General features: G+C 63.2%; 17 protein-coding genes, 1 tRNA gene and 1 pseudogene. 7 read left to right on the forward strand and 12 right to left on the reverse strand.

The window, feature by feature from the left end:
• Positions 1-79: 79 nt before the first annotated feature.
• From QMF81_RS08355 to QMF81_RS08365, 3 genes are all read right to left on the reverse strand, one after another.
• On the reverse strand, positions 80-1,069 hold the full coding sequence (locus QMF81_RS08355; RefSeq protein ID WP_281750352.1) for a TRAP transporter substrate-binding protein: 990 nt from the start codon (positions 1,067-1,069) through the stop codon (positions 80-82).
• A complete protein-coding gene (locus QMF81_RS08360; protein ID WP_281750353.1) occupies positions 1,066-1,731 on the reverse strand; it encodes a TetR/AcrR family transcriptional regulator in 666 nt (221 codons plus the stop codon). The genes QMF81_RS08355 and QMF81_RS08360 overlap by 4 nt, the downstream gene beginning before the upstream one ends.
• Positions 1,732-1,826: 95 nt before the next feature.
• Entirely contained in the window at positions 1,827-2,720 is an 894-nt protein-coding gene (locus QMF81_RS08365; RefSeq protein ID WP_281750354.1) for a patatin-like phospholipase family protein, read from the reverse strand.
• On the opposite strand from QMF81_RS08365, the gene QMF81_RS08370 reads away from it, so the two are divergent.
• Together QMF81_RS08370 and QMF81_RS08375 are read left to right on the forward strand one after the other, a co-directional pair.
• Positions 2,719-5,271, forward strand: coding sequence for an ATP-binding protein (locus tag QMF81_RS08370; protein ID WP_281750355.1), 2,553 nt, complete (start codon positions 2,719-2,721; stop codon positions 5,269-5,271). The two genes, QMF81_RS08365 and QMF81_RS08370, sit on opposite strands and share 2 nt — an antisense overlap.
• A complete protein-coding gene (locus QMF81_RS08375; RefSeq protein WP_281750356.1) occupies positions 5,253-6,656 on the forward strand; it encodes a sigma-54 dependent transcriptional regulator in 1,404 nt (467 codons plus the stop codon). The genes QMF81_RS08370 and QMF81_RS08375 overlap by 19 nt, the downstream gene beginning before the upstream one ends.
• Before the next feature lie 141 nt (positions 6,657-6,797).
• Here QMF81_RS08375 and QMF81_RS08380 read toward each other — a convergent pair whose 3' ends face one another.
• On the reverse strand, positions 6,798-7,340 hold the full coding sequence (locus QMF81_RS08380; RefSeq protein ID WP_281750357.1) for a hypothetical protein: 543 nt from the start codon (positions 7,338-7,340) through the stop codon (positions 6,798-6,800).
• Positions 7,341-7,532: 192 nt separating this feature from the next.
• Between QMF81_RS08380 and QMF81_RS08385 the strand changes: the two genes are divergently transcribed.
• From QMF81_RS08385 to QMF81_RS08405, 5 genes are all read left to right on the forward strand, one after another.
• Positions 7,533-9,188, forward strand: a complete 1,656-nt coding sequence (locus QMF81_RS08385) for a hydantoinase/oxoprolinase family protein (protein WP_281750358.1) — start codon at positions 7,533-7,535, stop codon at positions 9,186-9,188.
• 2 nt (positions 9,189-9,190) lie between these two features.
• On the forward strand, positions 9,191-9,538 hold the full coding sequence (locus QMF81_RS08390; protein WP_281750359.1) for a hypothetical protein: 348 nt from the start codon (positions 9,191-9,193) through the stop codon (positions 9,536-9,538).
• A 27-nt stretch (positions 9,539-9,565) separates the two neighbouring features.
• Positions 9,566-10,375, forward strand: coding sequence for a phosphoribosylformylglycinamidine synthase subunit PurQ (locus tag QMF81_RS08395; RefSeq protein ID WP_281750360.1), 810 nt, complete (start codon positions 9,566-9,568; stop codon positions 10,373-10,375).
• Positions 10,376-10,440: 65 nt separating this feature from the next.
• Positions 10,441-10,899: a tRNA adenosine(34) deaminase TadA gene (gene tadA, locus QMF81_RS08400; RefSeq protein ID WP_281750361.1), complete on the forward strand. Its 459-nt coding sequence runs from the start codon at positions 10,441-10,443 to the stop codon at positions 10,897-10,899.
• Positions 10,874-10,969, forward strand: a tRNA-Ser gene (locus QMF81_RS08405). Before tadA ends, QMF81_RS08405 begins: the two co-directional genes overlap by 26 nt.
• A 263-nt stretch (positions 10,970-11,232) precedes the next feature.
• On the opposite strand, the pseudogene QMF81_RS08410 reads toward QMF81_RS08405, so the two are convergent.
• The 8 genes and pseudogenes from QMF81_RS08410 to QMF81_RS08445 all read right to left on the reverse strand — a co-directional run.
• Positions 11,233-11,414 (reverse strand): annotated as a pseudogene (locus QMF81_RS08410) (IS3 family transposase); the annotation flags it as partial.
• 41 nt (positions 11,415-11,455) lie between these two features.
• Complete coding sequence (locus QMF81_RS08415; protein ID WP_281750362.1) at positions 11,456-11,893, reverse strand: nucleoside deaminase; 438 nt, start codon at positions 11,891-11,893, stop codon at positions 11,456-11,458.
• Between the two features lie 160 nt (positions 11,894-12,053).
• Positions 12,054-13,268 carry an aromatic amino acid transport family protein gene (locus QMF81_RS08420; protein ID WP_281750363.1) on the reverse strand — a complete coding sequence of 405 codons (1,215 nt, stop codon included), beginning with the start codon at positions 13,266-13,268 and terminating at the stop codon, positions 12,054-12,056.
• A gap of 242 nt (positions 13,269-13,510) precedes the next feature.
• On the reverse strand, positions 13,511-14,725 hold the full coding sequence (locus tag QMF81_RS08425) for an acetate kinase (protein ID WP_281750364.1): 1,215 nt from the start codon (positions 14,723-14,725) through the stop codon (positions 13,511-13,513).
• 81 nt (positions 14,726-14,806) lie between these two features.
• Positions 14,807-16,921: a phosphate acetyltransferase gene (pta, locus tag QMF81_RS08430; protein ID WP_281750365.1), complete on the reverse strand. Its 2,115-nt coding sequence runs from the start codon at positions 16,919-16,921 to the stop codon at positions 14,807-14,809.
• A gap of 103 nt (positions 16,922-17,024) precedes the next feature.
• Positions 17,025-18,314, reverse strand: coding sequence for a (Fe-S)-binding protein (locus QMF81_RS08435; RefSeq protein ID WP_281750366.1), 1,290 nt, complete (start codon positions 18,312-18,314; stop codon positions 17,025-17,027).
• A 1-nt stretch (position 18,315) separates the two neighbouring features.
• Entirely contained in the window at positions 18,316-19,704 is a 1,389-nt protein-coding gene (locus QMF81_RS08440) for an FAD-linked oxidase C-terminal domain-containing protein (protein WP_281750367.1), read from the reverse strand.
• Between the two features lie 72 nt (positions 19,705-19,776).
• Complete coding sequence (locus QMF81_RS08445) at positions 19,777-21,489, reverse strand: L-lactate permease (RefSeq protein WP_281750368.1); 1,713 nt, start codon at positions 21,487-21,489, stop codon at positions 19,777-19,779.
• Positions 21,490-21,506 lie beyond the last annotated feature (17 nt).

The following is a 21,506-nucleotide window of genomic DNA, read 5'->3' on the forward strand; positions in this document are numbered from 1 at the left end:
AGCGCATGCGGCAGAGGACCTCCCCTGCCGCATGGGTTTGTCCGCCCTCGCCAGCACGCAGACCACCAAGCGTGCCGGGTTAGCGGAGCCGCTCCTTGACGAAGGAAACCAGCCCTGCGCCGTCGAGGCCCGCCTTCTGACAGGCCTCGATATACTGGGCAAGCACCGGCTCCATGGCCGCCCGCCACCGCCCTTCTTCTTCCGTGCTCAGGGTGATGATCTTTTTGCCTTTTTCCAAAAAGAATTCCCGGCCTTCGCGGTCGCTTTCGTCCCAGGCCGCGCCATGCTTGGCGGCCCATTCCTGGCAGAGGGCGGTGATGGTGCGCTGGTGCTCGGCAGGGATGCGCTCCCAGGCGGCCTTGTTCATGGCCACGAAAAAGACCGTGGTGTAGGCCGTGGCCCGGGTGTCGATCATGAAGTCCACCACCTCGGCCATCTTCCAGCCCTTGTTGGTCTCCACAGGATACATGCTCCCATCCACCACCCGCTTTTGCAGGGCCTGGTAGGCGTCGTTCATGGGCATGGCCACCGGGCTTGCACCCAAGGCCGCCACCACGGCGGCACTGGATCCTGTGGCGCGGATCTTGAGGCCGGAGACGTCCTCCAAGCGGGTCACGGGTTTACCCGCAGTGTGGAGGATCCCCGGTCCATGGGCGTGCACGTAGAGCATATGCACGGCCTCCACTTCCTTGGGGGCAAAGCGCGCCAAGGCCTCATTGGCGACGCGGGTGGCCAAGGCCCCGGAGGGGTAGCCCAAGGGCAAATCCAGCCCCGAGAGCAACGGGAAACGCCCCTTGGTATAGGCGAACGCGGACATGGCGATATCCGAAATCCCTTCCACCACGCCGTCATAGGCGTTTTGCGGCTTGGTCAGCGTGCCGCCGGGGTAGTAGTCGATGACTACGGCGCCGCCGGTGCGTCGCGCCACTTCCTGACACCACTCTTCCGCCAGCTTGGACTGCACATGGGTGGGGGGAAAGAAGTTGCTGTAGGTCAACCGGATGGGCTGCGCCCACGCCGAAGCTGCGGCACTTACCGCCAGCAGGAAAAAAACGATCCGCGCCATCATGATTCCTCCGAAAAAACAGCGTCCGGCCCCATGACCGGACGGTTTGGGGAAGCCTCTGCCTCCGGGCAAAGGGTGCGGGACGCCGCACATTCCAAGGCCAACTTCCGGGCGACCCGACAAAAATCCTCCCAATGGAGCACGCCGGTGCCCATGAGCTCATGGATCACAAAACCTTCGAACAACGCCGTGTTGAGGGCGCCCATGGCCTGACCGTCACAGCCCGGCGGCAGAAACGGGCCCACGAGCGCGGCAAAGATCTCGTTGGAAAGGCGATAGTGCGCCTCCGAGAGGCGGGCACGCAGCTCGGGCTTGCGCGCCGCATAGATGGTGAACTCCAAAAACACCAAAGACCAGCCGCGATCCTGGTGGATGCGGGCAAGGAAATCGAGCACGCCGTCCATCACCTCGGCAAGGCTGCGGGCCTCGCGCACCCGCGCGTCGCGCATGGCGCGGTACTGCCGCATCTTGCTGGCGATGATCTCCAGCATGAGCTCGTCCTTGCTCGGCCAGTAGCGGTAGAAATTGCCCTTGGCATAGCCTGCGGCCTCGGTGATCTCCTGCACCGTGGTAGCGAGATAGCCCTTCTCCACAAAGAGCCGCTGTGCGGCCTCCAAAAGCTCCTGCTGGGTCTGGGCGGATTTTTCCTGCTGCCTGCGAGCCATGACACCTCGTCAAAAAATGACCAATGGTCAAAAGATGACCCGCGCTACCGCACGCCCCCACGGATTGTCAAACACCAACCTGGGCCTGATGAAGGTTACTGTGGGTCTGCGGCAAGGATGCGCTGGAGCTCCTCGATGGCCTGCTGCGCCACGCGCCGCCCCTCGGCAATGGCCTCGGAGGCGCGGTGGAACTCCAAAAGTCCCAAGTGTCCAAGCCTGGGGGCGAGCAGGACTTCCGGCGGGTCTCCCGCCATGCGGCTGCGGGTGATGCGGTCCTGGATGATGTTGACGCTGGCGGCCACGGCCTCGAAAAGGCTCGGCGGGTCGTCCGCGGCCATGCCGGGAAAGACGCTTTTGGCGTACTCGGTGATCCACGCCGGAAAGCGACCGTTTTTGCCGGACTCCGCCTTGCGGCGGCGAAGGTGTTTGCCCACGATGTCGGCGTTGAGGTTCACGGCCAAGACCACCTCCGCCCCCAGGGCGCGGCATACGGACACCGGCACCGGATTCACCAGCCCGCCGTCCACCAGCCACCGGCCGCGGTGGCGAATGGCCGGGAAAAGCCCGGGCAGGGCGATGGACGCCCAAACGGCATCCAGCACGCCGCCTTTTTTGAGCCAGATTTCCCGCCCGCTCTCCATGTCCGTGGCCACGGTGGCGAAACGCACCGGAAGATCGGCGATATCCAGGTGCTCCGGGGCGACGTGCTGGGCGAGAAAACGCCGCAGCCGGTCTGTGTCCACCACGCCGCGCAAGGAAAAATCCAGCTCGAAGAACCGCGCCACCTCCAGCTTGGTCAACGACGTCACCCACGCGGTCAAGCGTTCCAGGTTGCCGCTTGCGTACGCCGCGCCCACCACCGCCCCGATGGAGGTGCCACACACCACCTGCGGCGCCAGGCCCGCCTCGGCAAGGGCCTGCAGCACACCGATATGCACCCACCCCCGGGCCGCCCCGCCGCCCAAGGCAACTGCCCATGTTGGAGCCATGATTCCTCCTTCCGTGTCCGACGGTTTGCGCCAACGATGCCTCCGCCGTCGTACCTCCTTCGCCCACCAGGTCAATGCCCCGGCCTTGAAGCCTGCGGCCAAAGTCCGTACGTCTCCGCCCATGGCACGGTTTTTCCGGTTCTTCGTCCTCCTCATGCTGCTCACCTCCGCCGCCGCGGCGCACGGGGCGCGTCCCAGCGTGCTCGTGCTCCAGTCCTACCATCCCGGGCTCACCTGGACCGACGAGCTCACCCGCGGCATCCTCGATGCCTTTCGCGAAAAACTCCCCGATGCCCTCTTGTGGGTGGAATACCTCGACACCAAACGCAACCCCAGCCCCGAATACCTTGCCCGCCTGGCCGAACTCTTACGCGCCAAGCTCCATGGCCAGCGCTTCGACCTCATCCTGGCCTGCGACAATGTGGCCTTGGACTTCGTGCGCACCGAATTGGCCCCGCACTTTCCGCAGGCCGCGGTGGTCTTTTGCGGAGTCAATGGTTTTACGCCCGGCATGCTCGCTGGCTTTGCCCGCGTCACGGGCCTCACGGAAACCCCGGCCCTGGCCGAGACCATCCGCCTGGCCTTGCGTCTGCATCCCGATACCCGGGAATTTGTCGTCATCGGCGGTGACCTGGTCTCCCCGGACGACATCACGGACCGGGAACTGCGCGCCACTGCCCCCCAATTTGCACCCGTCACCTTCACCTTCTGGAACAACCTGGACGCCGCCACCTTGCGCCAGCGCCTGCCCACTCTCAGCGCAGGCCAGGTGATCCTGGTACACGGCGTGCTGCGCAATGAAGAGGGCATCCTCCTCGATTACCGAGACAAAAACCGTTTTCTCGCCCAGTACGCCCAGGTCCCCATCTACGGCTTCTGGGACTTCGAGCTGGGCAGCGGCTGCCTTGGCGGGGTCATGATCGAGGCCTACGCCCACGGCCACGCCGCCGGGACCATGGCAGCAGAGGTCCTTGGCACCGGCACCCTGCCGCCGGTGGTGGAAAAGACCCCCACGGTGCCCATGTTCGACGACCGCCAACTGCTCCGCTTCGGCATCCCGCACGCCAAGCTTCCCCCCGATTCCCGCATCCTCTTTGCGCCGCCTCGGTTCTACAGCATCCCCAAGGAATGGACCTGGGCCGCCGCCCTCGGGGTGGCGCTTTTGTGCGCCATGCTCGCCCTGTCCATGCTGGCCTTGCGCCTGCGCCGCGCCTCCCAGGCGGCCCTGGAGCGCCACGCCGCCCACCTGGAGCTGGCGGTGGCCGAACGCACCCGCCACCTGCGCGAGGCCAACGCCGAGCTGGAGCGGGAGGTGGCCGAGCGCATCCAGGCGGAAAACGCCCTGCGCAAGGCCCAGGCCGGGCTCACCATCGAAGTGGAGCGCCGCACCCGGGACCTGGCCTTCGAAATCGAGCAGCGCCGCCAGACCGAGGCCCTGCTGCGCGACCGCGAGGCCAAGGCCCGGGCCTTGCTCGACGCCCCCTCCGAGTCCCTGTTCCTGGTGGACGAAGATGGGGTCATCCTCGAGATCAACGACGCCGCGGCCCAGCGCATCGGCGGCAACCGCGAGTCGCTCCTGGGCATGCGTCTTGCGGACGTGCTCGACGAAGCCTTGGCCGCCACCTGCCACATGGCCATGGCCACGGCGCTCGCCACCGGCGAAGTCCAAAGCGTGAGCCAAACCGGCCCTCCCCGAGACTACGACATCCGCGTCACTTTGGCGCGCCCCCAGGACAGCACCCGCGGACGCCTGGCCATCTTCCTGGCCGACGTCACCGAGACCCGGCGGCTCAGCCGCCAAGTGCTGCTTTTGGACAAGATCACCTCCCTCGGCCGCATGGCCGCAGGGCTGGCCCATGAGATCCGAAACCCCCTCTCCGGCATCCTCGGCTACCTCTATGCCCTGGAGGCCATGGCGCAGGAGCTTCCCGAAGAGACGGCGCGCACGCTTGGCTCCCTCACCGCCAAACTGGGCGCCGCTGCCGGCAAGATCGAGGCGGTCATCCGCCGGGTCCTCGACTTCTCCAAGCCTTCGACGCCCCATTTCCAGCACCTCGACCTGCGCAATCCCGTCACCGAGGCGGTGGGGCTCATGGCCACCACGCTGCGCAAGCACGGGGTCGAGCTCCAGACCGAGCTTCCCCCCGATCCTGTCTGGGTGCGGGGCGACCCCACCCTGCTCGAACAATTGGTGGTCAACCTCGCCGACAACGCTGCCCGGGCGGCCCGAGTGGTCCCCAACCGACGCCCACGCCTGCGCATCACGGTGGAAAAGGACGCCGCCCACGCCCGCCTCAGCGTGGAAGACAGCGGTCCCGGGGTGCCCGCCCAAGACAGGGAGCGCATCTTCGACCCCTTCTACACCACCGCCGTGGACGGCACCGGCATCGGGCTCTCCATCGTGCAGCGCATCCTGGCGGACCACGGCGGCGCAGTCCAGGTCACCGACAGTCCCCTGGGCGGCGCGGCCTTCCTCGTGGAACTTCCGACTTCCTCCCCTCGCACGCCCATTCCCCCTCACGGATGTCCTCCATGCACCTCAGTATCCTGATCATCGACGATGAAGAGTCCATCCGCGACAGTCTCGCCCTGACCCTGGGCCGGGACTACCAGGTAGCCACCGCGGCTACGGCCGGCCAGGGCCTGGAACTCGCCCACCAGGAGCCCCCGGACATCGTGCTCCTCGACATTGGGCTGCCGGACCAAAGCGGTTTGGAGATCATGCCCAAGCTGCGGGCATTGGCCCCACACGCGGCCATCATCGTCATCACGGCTTACGAAGACGTGCGCACCGCCATCTGCGCCATGAAGGCCGGGGCCGTGGACTATCTGGTCAAACCGGTACGCCTGGAGGCCCTTTCGGCCGTGCTTGGCCGCACCGCCAGTTTCCTGCGCCTGGGCAAAGAAACGCGGCTGCTCCAAGAACGGGCACTGCGCGAACACATGCCCTTTTTCATCGCCGAAAGCGACGCCATCACCGCAGTCATGGACCTGGTGGGCCGCGTGGCCCAAAGCCCGGACACCCCGGTGCTCGTAGAGGGCGAGACCGGCACGGGCAAAGAACTCCTCGCCAGCGCCATCCACCTGCGCAGCCCGCTGTTCCGCGGCCCGCTGGTGAGCCTCAACTGCGCGGCCATCCCGCGGGATCTGGTGGAAAGCGAACTCTTCGGCTACGCGCCCGGCGCCTTCAGCGGGGCGGAACGCCGCGGCAAGACCGGACTCGTGGCCACGGCCGACGGCGGCACCCTGTTTCTCGACGAAGTGGGAGAACTGCCCCTGGAGGTCCAGGCCAAGCTCCTGCGCTTCGTGCAAAGCGGCGAATTCTACCCCGTGGGCGCCACGCGGCCGCGCACGGTGCAAACCCGCATCATCGCCGCCACCAACCGTAACCTCGAAGAATGCGTCGCCCAAGGCACCTTCCGCCAGGACCTCTTCTTCCGCCTGGCAGTGGTGCGCATCCGCGTGCCCTCCCTGGCGGAGCGCCAAGGAGACATCCTCCCCATGGCCCGGGCCTTTCTCCACGAATTCGCCACCAAGTTCGGCAGAGAACTCACCGGACTGACCCCGGAGGCCGAAGCCTGCCTGCTTGCCCACTCCTGGCCCGGCAACGTGCGCGAACTCAAAAACCTCATGGAGCGTGCCGCGCTGCTGGCCCGCGGGCCCCAAATCACCCCCGAGGACCTGGGGCTCGAAGCACCCTCCCGGCAGCCGGCAACCACCCTGCCGCCGCTGCCGCCTGAGGGGTTGGATCTGCCCCGGTTGCTTGCCCAGGTGGAGCGCCACTATCTCTCCCAGGCCCTGGCCCGCACCCAGGGCAACGAATCCCAAGCCGCCCGCCTGCTGCAGCTCACCCGAGACACCTTCCGCTACCGCCGCGCCAAACTGTTCAGTGGCGACGCCCCCGACGCGCCGACTCCTCCTGCGGAAGACAAATAGGCCCCCACGGGGGGCTGCCCCTCAGGCCCATGCCGGGATGGGAGCGCCGCCCGTTCAGAGGTCCTCACCGCCTGCATTGATACCGGCAGATGGCCAATTCCAGCCACTGCAGAAGGCAAACAGCACCCGCACGGCGCTGGTCTATGTGCGCGGCGGGGTGACTGCGGCATGAATCCCCCCCTCGCGGCATTGGGGACAAACCGTGTAGAAGACCCGGTACTGGCCAGGAGTGCCAGGATCCGGATCCACCCATTGCCCGTGCTGCTGCACCCGGCAACACACGCTGCACCGAGGCATCGCCATCCCCTGGCCCCGCCCAAACTCGAACTGCACGGGCTCTCGGGGCTCCAGGGCGAGGATGTGGTGCTCCACCCGCACCAGCAGCCCGCTGGGCTCGGGGATGACGCGCATGCGCATAAAGCGCTTGTACTGTGGGCAATCGCAGCGATAGGGCCGCTCTTGCGGTTTCCTCGTTATGCGCACCACGTTGACGATGGCATCCAACCACATGCGCGTGGGGTCCCCGCTGACGAAGCGCCACAGCGGCTGCCCCTGCACGGCTGCGGCCAGCATGCCGTCTCCGCCATTGGCCCGGGCAAACTGATCCCAGACGTCGTTGACCTGGACGATACGATCCTGGGCATCCAACCAATAGATGACGGGATCTCCAAGCTGTTCTTCCATACCCCCTCCCTTTGGGCGGCCCCAGATCCGGTGATGGCCGCTCATTGCCCTCTGGCTTTCCCCCATGCCTTGGGGATCGATTTCCACAAATTCCCTCCCGTATCAACCGTGCGCCGATTTTTCCAAGCCTCTGCCCCAAAGGAGATGGGCGCCCCTTTACGGCCATGGGCTTGCGCCGTAGAGAGGCCGCCCATGACACACATCATCGGCATCGATACCGGCGGCACCTCCACCGACGCCGCCCTGGTGGATGCAAACGGCCGTGTGTGCGCCACCGCCAAGGTGCCCACCCGGCGTGCGGCGGTGGAGACCTCCATCCTCGCGGCCCTCGAGACGGTGCGGGCCGCGCTGCCGGATCCCCAGGCGGAGCTTACCATCGCCCTGTCCACCACCTTGGCCACCAACGCCTTGGTGGAAGGCCGCGGCGCGGAGGTAGGACTGATCGTCATCGGCGCGCCCAAGGCCCTGCGGCTGCCTGCAGCCTTGGTCTGCCACGTGCCCGGCGGCCACAAGGCCCGCGGCATCGAGCACGAACCCTTGGGCCTTGAGGTGCTGCTCGAAGGCGTCACCGCCATGCGCGGCCACGTGGACGCCTACGCGGTGGCGGCCCTGCTCTCCTTTGCCGACCCCAGCCACGAGGAAGTGGCGGCCCGGGCCATCGCCCTGGTGGACCCCAAGCCGGTGTTCTGCTCCCACCAGGCAAGCGGCCGGCCGGGGCTCAAGGAGCGCGCCGCCACCGCCCTGGCCAATGCCCAGCTTCTGCCCATCATGGAAGGCTTTGTGGCGCGCATGGAGCGCGTGCTTCCCCGCCAAGGCGGCCGGGTCTTTTTGGTACGCGGCGACGCCACGGCCATGGACCTTGCCGAGGCAAGGCGCCACGCAGCCCACACCGCGGCCAGCGGGCCTGCGGCCACGGCCTTGTGGGGAGCGGCAATGCACCGCGATGCCGTGGTCGTGGACGTGGGCGGCACCACCACGGATATTGCCCTCGTCGCCGAAGGCCGTCCGGTCATCGCCCCCCAGGGGCTCACCATGGCCGGACTCTCCACCCATGTACCGGCAGTGGACACCGACACCGTCGGCGTGGGCGGCGACAGCCTGGTGGAAGTATGCGGAGAGACCCTCGCCATCGGCCCCCAGCGGGTGACGCCCCTGTGCCGCGTACCTGCCTTGAACCTCTCCCTGCCACATCCGCGCACCTGGCTGGGCCCCGGCCCCGGACGGCTGCTCGTCCTGCCCCGTTCCGACCACCAACTCGCCCAAGCCCCCACCACTGCCAAGGCGGCCACCGGGACGGCCGTCTGGCGCTGGCTTTTGGCGCGGGGGCCGGCCACCTGGGGGGAACTTCGCCGCGGCCTCGATGTGCCGGAGGCACGACTGGAGGCCGCCCTCGCCTGGCTGGAGGCCCAGGGGCTGGTGGTCATCACCGGGCTTACCCCCACGGACTGCCTCCACGCCCAGGGCACCCTGGATCTCTGGGACCGCGGGCTCGCGCAAGCCGGCGTGGATATCCTGGCCCAGGCCCAGGGTCTAAAGGCATCGAAACTCGCGCAGCGCATCCTCGATACCGCCGCATCGCGCATCACGCAGGCCATCGTCCACGCGCTGGGCATGCGCCACGGCGGCCCGGCCCTGGCTGCGGCCCTGAACACCCACGCCGGGCCCTACCTGGAGCTCAGCGTACGCCTGCGCCTTCCTCTGGTGGGCATGGGTGCGGCGGCCCCCTATCTTTTGCCTCCCGTGGCCAAGGCCCTGGGCACGGAACTCATCATCCCCGCGCATGCGGCCTCGGGAAACGCCATCGGCGCAGCCCTGGCGGCCCTGCGCCAGCACCAAGGAGAAGAGTGACCATGGAATTTCGCGAGCAAAGCTTCGCCGCTGCCCTGGAAGTGGCCAGTGAATGCGAGACCGCCACTGTGGTCCACGCCTGGATCCCCGGCGGCCCGGGATACGTGGTCCACGCCTGGGCGGAAGTGGACGAGGCGGTGTACGACCTTACCGAATCCAACCAGCCCTTTGCCAAGGCGGACTACTACGCCCGCTTCGGCGTTCAGGAGTCGCGCATCTGGCGCTACGACCGGGTGACCTTTTTCACCCTGGTGGCCGAGCACGGAAGCTTCGGACCTTTCGAGCCGGCGCTGCAGCCCTTGACCTGCGCCCAGGAGCCGCCCCTTGCCTCCACGGCGTCCACCGACTAGGAAAAGCCAAACTTCAGGGAGAACGACATGCGGGTACACGCCCTTGTGGTCACGGGATACGGGACCAATTGCGAACAGGAATGCGCCTACGCCGCCCAAAAGGCCGGCGCCGATGCGGTCACCATCGCCTTTTTCTTCGACCTCTTGGCCGAACGGGTGCGGCTGACGGACTTTCAATTCCTCATCCTGCCGGGCGGGTTTCTCGATGGCGACGATCTGGGCGCCGCCCAAGCCGCGGCCGTGCGCTGGCGCCATGCCCGCACCCACAGCGGCCAGAGTCTGGTGGACGACCTCGCCGCTTTCCTGGACAACGGCGGCATCATCCTCGGCATCTGCAACGGCTTCCAGCTGCTCGTGAAGCTGGGACTCTTGCCGGGCCTGGACGGTCAGCGCTTCGTGCGCCAGGTCTCCCTGGGCCACAACGATTCCGCCCGCTTCGAGGACCGCTGGGTCAGCTTGCGGATCGATCCGGCCTCGCCGTGCGTCTTCACCCAAGGGCTCGAAGGCATTCTGGAGATGCCCGTGCGCCACGGCGAGGGCAAACTCATCGCCGCCAGCCCGGAAATCCTCTCCCGCATCCAAGCGGATCACCTCGCCCCGGTGGCCTACTGCGACCCCGCCACCGGCCTGCCCACCCAGGACTACCCGGCCAACCCCAACGGCTCGCCCATGGGCATTGCCGGCCTCACGGACCCCACCGGCCGCATCTTCGGCCTCATGCCCCACCCCGAGGCCTTCAACCACTTCACCAACCATCCGCGCTGGACTCGGGGCGAACGCCCGCGTCTGGGGCTGGAAATCTTCGCCCGGGGCATCGAGTATCTGCGTACACGTTGACAACCAGAGCCCACCCCCGTATGGACTCCTTCCCGTTGCACGGCACCGACCCTTGGGAACCCTTCATGGCAGAAGCCCTCAAGGAAGCCCAAGAGGCCGAGCGACTCGGGGAAGTGCCGGTGGGTGCGGTGGTGGTGCGTGAGGGAAAGATCCTCGCCCATGCCGGCAATCGGGTCATCACCCAGCACGATCCCACGGCCCACGCGGAGATCCTGGCCCTGCGCCAGGCCGCGGCGCGGGAAGGCAATTTCCGCCTTCCGGGATGTGTGCTCGTCGTCACTTTGGAGCCGTGTTTGATGTGCCTGGGCGCCATCATTCACGCCCGGCTGGCCGGAGTGGTGTTCGCCGCCCGAGACCCCAAGGCAGGCTGCCTGGGAAGCCGCATGCACAGCGCCGACGTCTCGTGGAGCAACCACCACTTCTGGGTGCGCGAAGGCGTGCTCGCCCAGCCCTGCAGCGCACTGCTCACTGCGTTCTTTGAATCCCGCCGATCCCTGCGGAGAGGTAGCGAAGCCCGGTCGTAACGCGCTCGACTCGAAATCGAGTTACGGACTCATACTCCGTACGTGGGTTCAAATCCCACCCTCTCCGCCATTTTTTCCTTGCAACTCAACGACTTGATTCAATCTTTTCTCCAAGATCTCCGCTGGGGATAACCCTGGGGCAACCCGCGGATGGGGGCATCCCGCCATTTCAGGCAATACTTGACACCGCTCGCTCAACGGAAGGCGCGCCCTATGATGGGCCACTGTCCGACGGCGCAGGATATCCTCAGACGCGCCGCCGGGGTTCTGCCGGGATGTGTATCGGTCTACGGTTTTTTGGACACGTTTTTCCGCCACGTTTGCGGCCTGTTTCTGGATGGCCCGCACCGCTGACGGAGTCTTGGAGCCGTGGCGTCCAATGATCCATTCCCGGTTGTACGTGTCCTGGAACTCCAAGAGGGCGAGGCGGCCTTCACCGTGTCGAACCGCCGAATCCAGAGCAGGTTCTCCTGCAAGGTCCGAACGAACCGCTCCGCGATGCCGTTGCCTTGGGGCTCTCCCCTCTGTACCAATGCCAGTAGACACCTGCAGGGCTTCAGACCCCGACGTCCTCGTTCCAAAGCTCCGGGTTTTCGGCAATAAATCGCTCCATCAGCTCGATGCAACGGCTATCCTGCAGCACCTGAACCTCGACGCCCCGCGAACGGAGCAGCTCTTCTTCGCCCATAAAGGTGCGGTTCTCGCCGATGATTACCTTGGGGATACCGTAGAGGAGAATCGCGCCGCTGCACATCGGGCAGGGTGACAGGGTGGTGTACAGTACCGATTCGCGATACACCTGCGCTGGCTGCCGCCCGGCATTTTCCAGGGCATCCATCTCGCCGTGCAGGATGGCACTCCCCTTTTGCACCCGCCGGTTGTGCCCCCGGCCGATGATCCGGCCTTTATGGACCAGCACCGCCCCGATCGGAATTCCACCTTCATCGTAACCCTGTTTTGCTTCATCAAACGCCGCCTGCATGAAAATGTCCATACAGCACACCTCCATGAATAGTTGAAGTCGTGTTCAGCGCAGACCATGCATCAGACATTAAGAGACAAAATACAACATACAAATCTATTGTAAAATGCTCAGCCAGGGAAATCGCATTGAGCATCTCGGAACGATGCCCAGCAATGCACCTCCTGCTTCCTTATTTCCAGTGTTCTATCTCGGCCGAGATATCCAGCATGCCCAGCTCCTGCCCCGCCTCCAGCAGGAAAAACAGGCAAAACAACAGCAGCATGGCGATACCCAGCTTTTTTTGCCGTGGCGTCCGGGCGTTGCGCAGGGCGATGATGCAGGGCAGGATTCCGAACAGGGTGACAATGCCAAAGCCGCCGGCAATGTCTATCGCCTTCAAAAAGATGTCTGGGTAGACCAGGGCGATCAACAGCGGCGGGCCAAAGGAGAAGGCCCGGCTCAAAAGCGGGTTGACCCGGCCCAAGTGGTGGCTGATCAGGTCGTCCATGAACCCGATGAGCCCCATACCGTTGCTCAGATAGGCGGTGGTAATGGCAGCCACGGCAAAACATCCGGCCAGCAGGAGGAAGGTTGATGAGTGGATCGCCTCGGCCAGGGGGACCGTGGCCGGCAGGTTTTTCTGAAAGGCGTTGATCAGGCCAATGGGGCTGGTATCCAGCGGCAGCACGCCGATCCCCACCAAAAGCCAGGTGCCGTTCATCAGAAACCCCATCACCATTCCCACCAGCATGGTGCGGTTGATCACCCGCTGATCCCATTGAAGACTGCGGCAGATCGCCGGGATGATGTTGTGGAAATGGAAGGCGGTCACCAGGATCGGGATGCCGCAGACAAACAGCGACCAGTTGGTATGGGCCAGGTTTTCTGCCCTGACATGGATACCGGCCATACCGGCGATCACCACAAAAGCGGCGCACTTGATCACCACCAAAAGCGAGATGTACTTCATGATGGTGTCCACCGAGGCCAGCGAGATCAGCGCGGTTATGGCAAAGAACCCCAGCATCAGCCAGCTCGGTGACACCTGGATGGCGAGCAGTCTGGTGATGATAGTAGTGATACCGGTCAGATAGGCGGTCAAGAGCCCGTAGAGGATCACCAAGTTGGCCGCCACGGCGACCCATTTGCCCGCAGTCCCCAGATAGGTCTGGTACAGGGAGGGGTAGTTGAAGGTCTCTTCCTGGCGCCGGGCCGCCTCACCCCCCAGGATCACTGCCGAATAGTACATGGCGGCACTGGTGACAAACAGCCCGATCAGCGACGGCACGAATCCGGCCAGTCCGGTGTTGATCGGCAGCGCTAGGATACCGGCGCCGATCAGGTTGCCCACAATCAGAAACCCGATGCTGATGATCTTGAGCACGGATGGTGGAACGGTCTGCATGGTCGGTCTCCTTTCAGCCTCAGTTCGGCATTCGGCGCGACTTCTCCTTGCATCGTCTTTTACGAGTTGGAACGCCAAACTACGGTGAGGAGGGTATCTCACAGCAATGACCGCATCGCAACCGTTGGGAAACAAAAAATGGGGCTTCTGCTTTCTTGGCCAGCGCTCCGAGGCACAAGCCACAAAAAAAGCCTGGGCCGGGCGGGAAACGCCGCCAGACCCAGGCCGGAGGCAGGGCGCGCTTAGAGCGAGTTTTCCAGGACCGCCACCGTGGCCTGGGCGATCTCCAGTTCCTCGTTAGTGGGGATGACCCAGATTTGTACGCGGCTCGTTGGGGCGTGTACCGCCGTGGCCGCGCCCTTGCGGCCGGCGTTGGCCGCCTCGTCCAGGACGATGCCCAGATGCTCCAAGTCCTGACACACCATGCGACGGACGATGTCGTCGTTCTCGCCGATGCCAGCGGTAAAGACGATGGCATCCAAGGGCCCGGTGACCGTCAGATAGGCGCCCAAAAACTTGCGGATCCGGCCCACGAACATCTCCAGGGCCAAACGCGCACGCTCGTCACCCGCGGCTGCCGCCTCATGGATGTCGCGCATGTCGTTTTTGCCGCAAATCCCCTTCAGCCCGCTCTCCTTGTTCAGGATGGCGTCCATCTGGTCCACGTTGTAGCCTTTTTCCTTCATGAGGAAGAAGACGATGGCCGGGTCGATGTCGCCGCTGCGGGTGCCCATCATGAGCCCCGAGAGCGGGGTCATGCCCATGGTGGTATCCACGCACCGGCCCTGACGAACGGCGGCCATGCTGCACCCATTGCCGAGGTGCAGCGTTACCAGGTTCACGGCATCCATGGGTTTGCCCATGAGACGGGCGGCCTCGCGGGTCACGTAGCGGTGCGAGGTGCCATGAAAACCGTAGCGCCGCACGCGCATTTCCTCGTAGAAATGATACGGGATCGGGTACAGATAGGCGGCCGGCGGCATGGTCTGGTGGAATTCGGTGTCGAACACCGCCACCTGCGGGGCGTGGGGGAAGAGCTCCAGCGCCGCCTCGATGCCCACCAGGTTGGCGGGATTGTGCAAGGGGCTCAGCTGGAAGTTGGCGCGAATCTGGGCAATGACCTCCGGGGTGATGCGGGTGCTCTGCACCAAAGTCTCCCCGCCCTGCACCACGCGGTGACCGATAGCCTGAATGGCGTCTCGGGAAGCAATGACCCCATGCTCAGGATGCACGAGCAAGGCAACCGCCTGATCCATGGCCACACGGTGGTCAGGGAAAGGCATGTCCATGGATGTTTTGGCCTCGTTTTGTTGGCCAGGATATTTTTTATGGGTGATGCGGCCCATGGTTTCACCAATGCGCTCCACAACCCCTGATGCCACTGCCTGGCGCTTATCCATATCCAAAAGCTGATATTTGAGGGAAGAACTTCCCGAATTGATCACGAAAACATACATAATCCATCTCCTTTCCATGGGGTGATATAAAAAAAGCGGCACGAGACCAAGTCATGCCGCCTGGATATGCGAGAAAAGCAGCTAATCCTGCTGCGCGATGATCCCCTTTTCCGCCTGGGCCTGGATGGCGGTAATGGCCACGGTATTGACGATATCCGGTACCAAGCAGCCGCGGGAGAGGTCATTGACCGGCTTTTTGAGGCCCTGGAGCACCGGACCGATGGCCACGGCGTTGGCCGCCCGCTGCACGGCCTTGTAGGTATTGTTGCCGGTATTGAGGTCCGGGAAGATGAACACCGTGGCCCGGCCGGCCACCGGGCTTCCGGGAAGCTTCTTTTGCGCCACCTCCGGATCGATGGCCGCATCGTACTGGATGGGGCCTTCGATGAGCAGCTCCGGCGCCCGCTCGCGAGCGATGCGCGTGGCCTCGATGACCAGGTCCACATCGCTGCCCGCCCCTGAGTCTCCGGTGGAATACGACAACATGGCCACCCGCGGCTCGATGCCGAACACCCGGGCAGTCTCGGCGGAGTTGATGGCGATCTCCGCCAGCTGCTGGGGATTGGGATTGGGGTTCACGGCGCAGTCGCCGAATACCAGCACCCGATCCTTGAGGCACATGAAAAACACACTGGATACAATGGAAATACCGGGCTTGGTCTTGATGATCTGCAGCGCCGGCCGAATGGTGTGCGCCGTGGTGTTGATGGCGCCTGAGACCATACCATCGGCCTTGCCCAAATACACCATCATGGTCCCAAAATAGGTGGGATCCATCATGCAATCACAAGCAAGTTCCCGCGATACTCCTTTGCTTTTGCGGAGTTCATGGAATGTTTCGATGTATTCTTCGAGATCCGGACTCTTGGATGGATCGATGAGCTGCACGGCATCGAGATTGAGACCCATCTGGGAAATCTTGGAATGGATGGTGGGAATATCACCCAAAATAGTCAGGTCCACGACACCACGACGCATCAGGATATCTGCAGCCCGCAGGATCCGTTCATCAGAGCCTTCGGGAAGCACAATGTGCTGGCGGTGTGCTTTGGCCTTCTCGATGAGGCTATACTCGAACATCTGCGGCGTCACCTTGGTGGATTTGCGGGTATTGAGGCGCGAGCGCATCTCCACCGTATCCACATTCTCCTCAAAGACACCGAGAGCGGAAGCGATCTTCTTCTGGTTGTCGGGCTCAATCTTGCCGTACATGTTGTAGAGGCGCCGGGCGGTCTGGAACGTGGCCTCCTTGCCCAAAAGCACCGGTACGGGCACGCCGGTCCAGCCCTCCACCAGACGCGCCACGTTGCGATCCGGCCGGATGCCGCCGGTAAGCAGAATTCCGGCGATGTCGGGATACGCTGCGGACAGCCGCGAGGCCAAGGCGCTCACGATGATGTCCGAGCGATCGCCCGGAGTCACCACCAGACTCCCCTTTTCGATGTAGTCGAGGAAATTGCCGATCTGCATGGCCGCCACCACGATGTCTTCCACCTGGGTCTCCAGGTTGTCGCGACCGTAGAGCACCTCAGCGCCCACCCATTTCATCACGTCAGCCATAGTAGGCTTGCCGAGCACCGCCACTTCGGGGATGAGATAGAGTAATACGTCCATCCGCGCGAGGCTTTGGCGCAAGGCAATGCGCAGGGCCTCGCGGTCGGCCACCGCCACCCGGTTGACGATAATACCGAGGATATCCACCGCCTTTTCCGAAAAAGATTCCAGCGACAACTTGGTGGAGCTGATGATCTCGTGCTCGGTTTTCTGGCAGGCATTGACCACCACGAGCAAAGGACTTCCCAAGTTGGCGGCGATGTCGGCATTGATGTCGAACTCGAAGGCCGGAGAGCCGCCTTCAAAGTCCGTCCCCTCAAGGAGCACAAAGTCACACTTGGATTCCAGCTCCTTGTATTTGTTGATGATGCGCTCCATGAGCAGGGCGTGCTGTCCGGCATTCACCATCTCTTTGGCCTGACGCATGGTCAGGGCGTACGTTTCTTCATATTGTAGACCAAGATAGAATTGGGACAACACCAAGTCGATATCATGGTCTTTCTTGCCAGATTCATCGTTGATTATCGGACGAAAAAAACCAACGCGACGAATGTCGCGAAGGAGCATTTGCATGACACCAAGCACAATCGCGGACTTTCCACTCCGTGCTTCCGTGGCCGTTATATAGAGACTTTTTGCCATAGCGCCCTCATGGATGCACCTAGACTTGTCATTGTTTGTATAAACAAATCAATCAAGAACACAAAAACATGGGGAACAAGGATATTCTTGTTCCCCTCTATGATTACAATGATTCTGCGTACACTTCAATAAAATGCTTCACCGCTACACGATCTCCGTGTTGCGAGAGCATATCCGAGATTTGCAGCATGCAGGCAGGACACCCCGTGGCCACCACATCCGCTCCCGAAGCCACGATATTGTTGCGTTTCTGCGTACCAATATCCTTGGAGAGGTCATAGTGCTGGAGATTGAAACTGCCGCCACACCCGCAGCAGCGGTCGGCCTCGGCCATTTCCACGAACTGCACCTTGGGATTGGAGCGCAGCAGCGCCCGCGGCTGCTCGCTCACCTTGAGGGATTTCTTCAAGTGGCACGGGTCGTGGTAGGTCACCCGCGTGCCGCTGCCTTGCGTCGGGACCTCCACATGGAGCACGTCCACGAGAAACTGGCCGATGTCCATGGTGCGCTCGGCCATGGCCTGGATGCGGTCGCGCAAGGACTCCTTCTTGTCACCGCTCATAAGCGGCCAGATCTCATGGATGGTCGCCGAACAGGTGGCACAGGGAGTAAGCAGGTAGTCGAAGTGCTCCTTCTCGAAGAGCTCGAGGTTGTGGAGCACCAATTGATCGAAGGACTCCTTGTCGCCCGAGGACAAGGCCGGGATGCCGCAGCAGGCCTGGCCAGCGGGCAGATACACGCCCACCTCGTGGTGCTCCAGCACCTTGAGGGCCGCCTGCCCCACCTGGGGATAGATCTTGTCCACCACGCAGCCTGGGAAAAAGGCCACACGGTAGCCGCTTTTGCCCGGACGGGTGCTCATGGACGGCACCAATTTACGCAGCGGCTTTTTGGCCAAAGGCATGAAGTGGCGGCCTCCGATGACCGGGGCCTGAATGCGGGCGCACGACGAGCCGATGACGTCGCTGGCCGGCTTGGTGAACAGCCCCTGGAACTTGGAGGCCACGTCCAAGAGGCTGTTGAACAGGGCCGGCTTGGTGAGCAGTCCCTTGAAGATGGCCTTCTTGGTGGGTGAAAGTCCCATGTAGGTGTTCACGATGACCCGGGCCTTGAGGAAGATGTCGAGCACCTTCACTCCGCTGGGACAATTGGCCGCGCAGGAGCCGCACAAGAGGCACATGTTGAGTTTTTGCTGCACGCCTTCGGCGTCGCGGATCATCTCGTGGGCCAGGTCTTCCAGAAGGGCGATCTTTCCCCGGGCAACGTCGCCTTCGCGCATGGTCTCGGCAAACACCGGACAGACCGCCTGGCACATGCCGCACTTCATGCAGGCGACCATCTGGTCGTCCAGCTCCATGAGCATGCGGGCCAGGGAATGGAGATCCTGCGTCATGCTAGCCTCCGATGACCTTGCCAGGGTTGAGGAGATACTTGGGATCCACGGCCTTCTTGATGGTGCGCGAATAGATGATGGTCGCGCGGGTGGTCTCCTTTTCGAGCCACTTGGCCTTGGCCAGGCCGATGCCATGCTCCCCGGACAAGGTGCCGCCCAAGGACAGGGCCACGTCGAAGATCTCGTCCACGGCCAGTTCCACGCGGTGGAACTCTTCCTTGTCCCGCCGGTCGGTGAGGATGGTGGGATGAAGATTGCCGTCGCCGGCATGGCCGAAGGTACCGATCTGCAGGCGGTACTTCTCCGCAATCTTGTTGATGGCCCGAATCATGGCCGGGATCTGGCTCCGCGGCACGGTGGCGTCTTCGAGCACCGTGGTGGGACGGGCGCGGGCCAGGGCCGGCAGGGCGTTACGCCGCGCCTCCCACAGCTTGTTCTTTTCCGCAGCGTCCTTGGCCAGCACCACCCGGCGGGCACCTTCTTGCTTGCAGATATCGACCACCTTGGCGGCATCGTCTTCCACCAGGGCCTGATGGCCGCCGTCCACCTCAATGAGCAAGATGGCCGCGGCGTCGGTGGGCAGTCCTGCCTTGGTGAAGGCCTCCACGTAATTGATGGTGGCATTATCGAGCAGCTCCAAGGTGCAGGGCACGATCTTGGCGGCGATGATGGCAGCCACGGTCTGCGAGGCCTTGTCGATGTCGTCGAACTCCGCCAGCATAGCCTTGGAGGCCACCGGCGGCGGCACCAGCTTCAAAATGATCTGGTCGAAGACCCCCAAGGTCCCCTCAGAGCCCACCATGAGCTGACTGATGTTGAGGCCGGTGACGCATTTGACGGTCTTGCCGCCGGATTTGACGTACTCGCCCTGGGCGTTCCAGAAATTGACGCCCATGACATAGTCTTTGGTGACTCCGTATTTGAGGCCGCGCAGGCCGCCGGCGTTTTCGCTCACATTGCCGCCCAAGGTGGACACGGCCTGGGACCCTGGGTCCGGAGGATAGAAGAGCCCGCGCTTGGCCACCTCTGCGGCGAACTTGGCCGTGACCACGCCAGGCTCCACCACCGCATAGAGGTCCTGCTCGTTGATTTCGAGAATCTTGTTGAGGCCGTTGGTGAGGATGACCACGCCCTTTTCCTTGGTGGGGATGGTGCCGCCGCTCAAGTTGGTCCCCGCGCCGCGCACGGTGATGGGGAGGTCGTTCTCGAAGCACAGGGCCACGGTTTTGCCCAACTGCTCGCTGGTCGTCGGGCGCAGCACCAATTCCGGCACCACGGGCTCCAGCACCGCGGCGTCATACGCATAGGAATGGCGGTCCGCCTCGCTATCGAGGACATTTTCCTTACCGAGCAAGGTCTGGAAGGCCGAGAGCAGACTCGTGGAAATCATGAACATCTCCTTGAAAAAAACAGGGGATGAAAGGCCCCAGGGACGACCCTGGGGCCGGACTAACCATGGAATTTAGAAGAGGTGTGGCAAAAACACGAAGCTCATGAGCCCTGCCACAATGCCGACCACCACGCCGTAGAGCACGAAGGGCCAGAAGGTACGTCTGAGAATGAGCCCCTCACGGCCAATGAGCCCTGTCACGGCACAGGCCGCCACGATGTTGTGAATGCACACCATGTTGCCCATGGCGCCGCCAGCCACCTGAGCAGCCACAATGATCTGCCGCGGCAAAGCCAAAGTCTGGGCCACGCCCCATTGGAACTCAGCAAAGAGCAGGTTCGACACCGTATTCGATCCAGTGATAAAAGCCCCAAGCCCACCCACATAGGAGGCAAGGAATGGCCAGGCATTCCCGGCAAAAGCCGCCACCGCCTTGGCCATGGCCAACGGCATGGACGGATAGTTATTGGGATTGAGGGCTGCGTCCGCCACACCGGAGCCACGGAAGATGGACACCAAGGCCACGGCGGCAAAGAGCGCAATGGTCGGGGCCTTCATCTTGGCAAAAGACTCGGTCCACGCCTTTTTCACGGCATCACCACTCATGCCGTGGAGGAAGATGGTCAAGATCGCCACGAGAGTGAAGGGAATAGTCCCCGGCAGGTAGAGATAGTCGATGGATGCAGACACACCCTTGTACCCGAGAAGATCCGTGAAGCCGATCTTCTGGGCCGAAAGCCAAGCCTTGAGTCCCAAGGCCGGCACACGAGTGGCCACCAGGATCAGGCCGATGATGACATACGGCAGCCACGCCCTGAACTGGCTCATGTGCTCCTTGAACTGGCAGGAGGTATCACACTGAATGGACCCGGTCCACTCGGGATCCCAGCGATCCTGTGGGCCAAAGTCCCACACCGTTTCCGGCATACAGAAACCCGCCTTGGCGCCAGCCACGATAATGCCTAGCCCCAAGAGACCGCCGATGAGCGAAGGGAACTCCGGACCCATAAGCCACGCCAAGCCGACATACGGCACGGCAAAGGCCACCGCGGCGAACACACAGAACTTCCAGGCGGCAAAGCCTTCAGACCAAGATTTGTTCTGGCCGTAAAAACGGGTGAGAAAACCCAGCATGAAGATGGGCAGGATGAAAATCATCCCCAGATGCATGAGGGAAACCCATTGTCCCATGACTTTGGCGAAGGAGGCGAAATCCGTGAAATTGAGACCGGGCGTTGCCGCATCGGCCGCTTCCTTGACCAATGGAGCCAAAAATTTGAGGCCGATGAGGATGGGGGTGCCCACAGCGCCAAAGGACACGCAGAAGGAATTGAACACCAAGCAGATGACGGCAGCGGCGAGAGGCGGGAACCCGAGTGCCAAAAGCAACGGCGCGGCCAGGGCTGCCGGCGTTCCAAAGCCTGCGGCACCCTCGATGAAAGCGGCGAACATGTAGCCGATGATGATGGCCTGGATGCGCTTGTCGCGGCTGATGTTCTGCATGCCATACTGGATGGTCTCCATGCCACCCGAATACTTGAGGGTATACAAGATGATGATGGCGCCGAACACGATGATGAGCACGCCGATGGCCACGATGATGCCCTGAAGCGACAACGCGGCAATATAGCCCACTGGCAATTGCCATACCAAAAGGGCGCTCAGCGCGCACACCAACCAGGCAAGGGGCATCGCCTTGGTCGATGGCCAACGCATGCCGACCATGAGGACCAATGCCACGAGGATGGGCAAGAATGCCACCAGAGCCAATGCAGGAATAGACATGTTTCCCTCCACAAGTG

This window comes from Thermodesulfomicrobium sp. WS (genome assembly GCF_027925145.1).
Classification (GTDB): domain Bacteria; phylum Desulfobacterota; class Desulfovibrionia; order Desulfovibrionales; family Desulfomicrobiaceae; genus Thermodesulfomicrobium.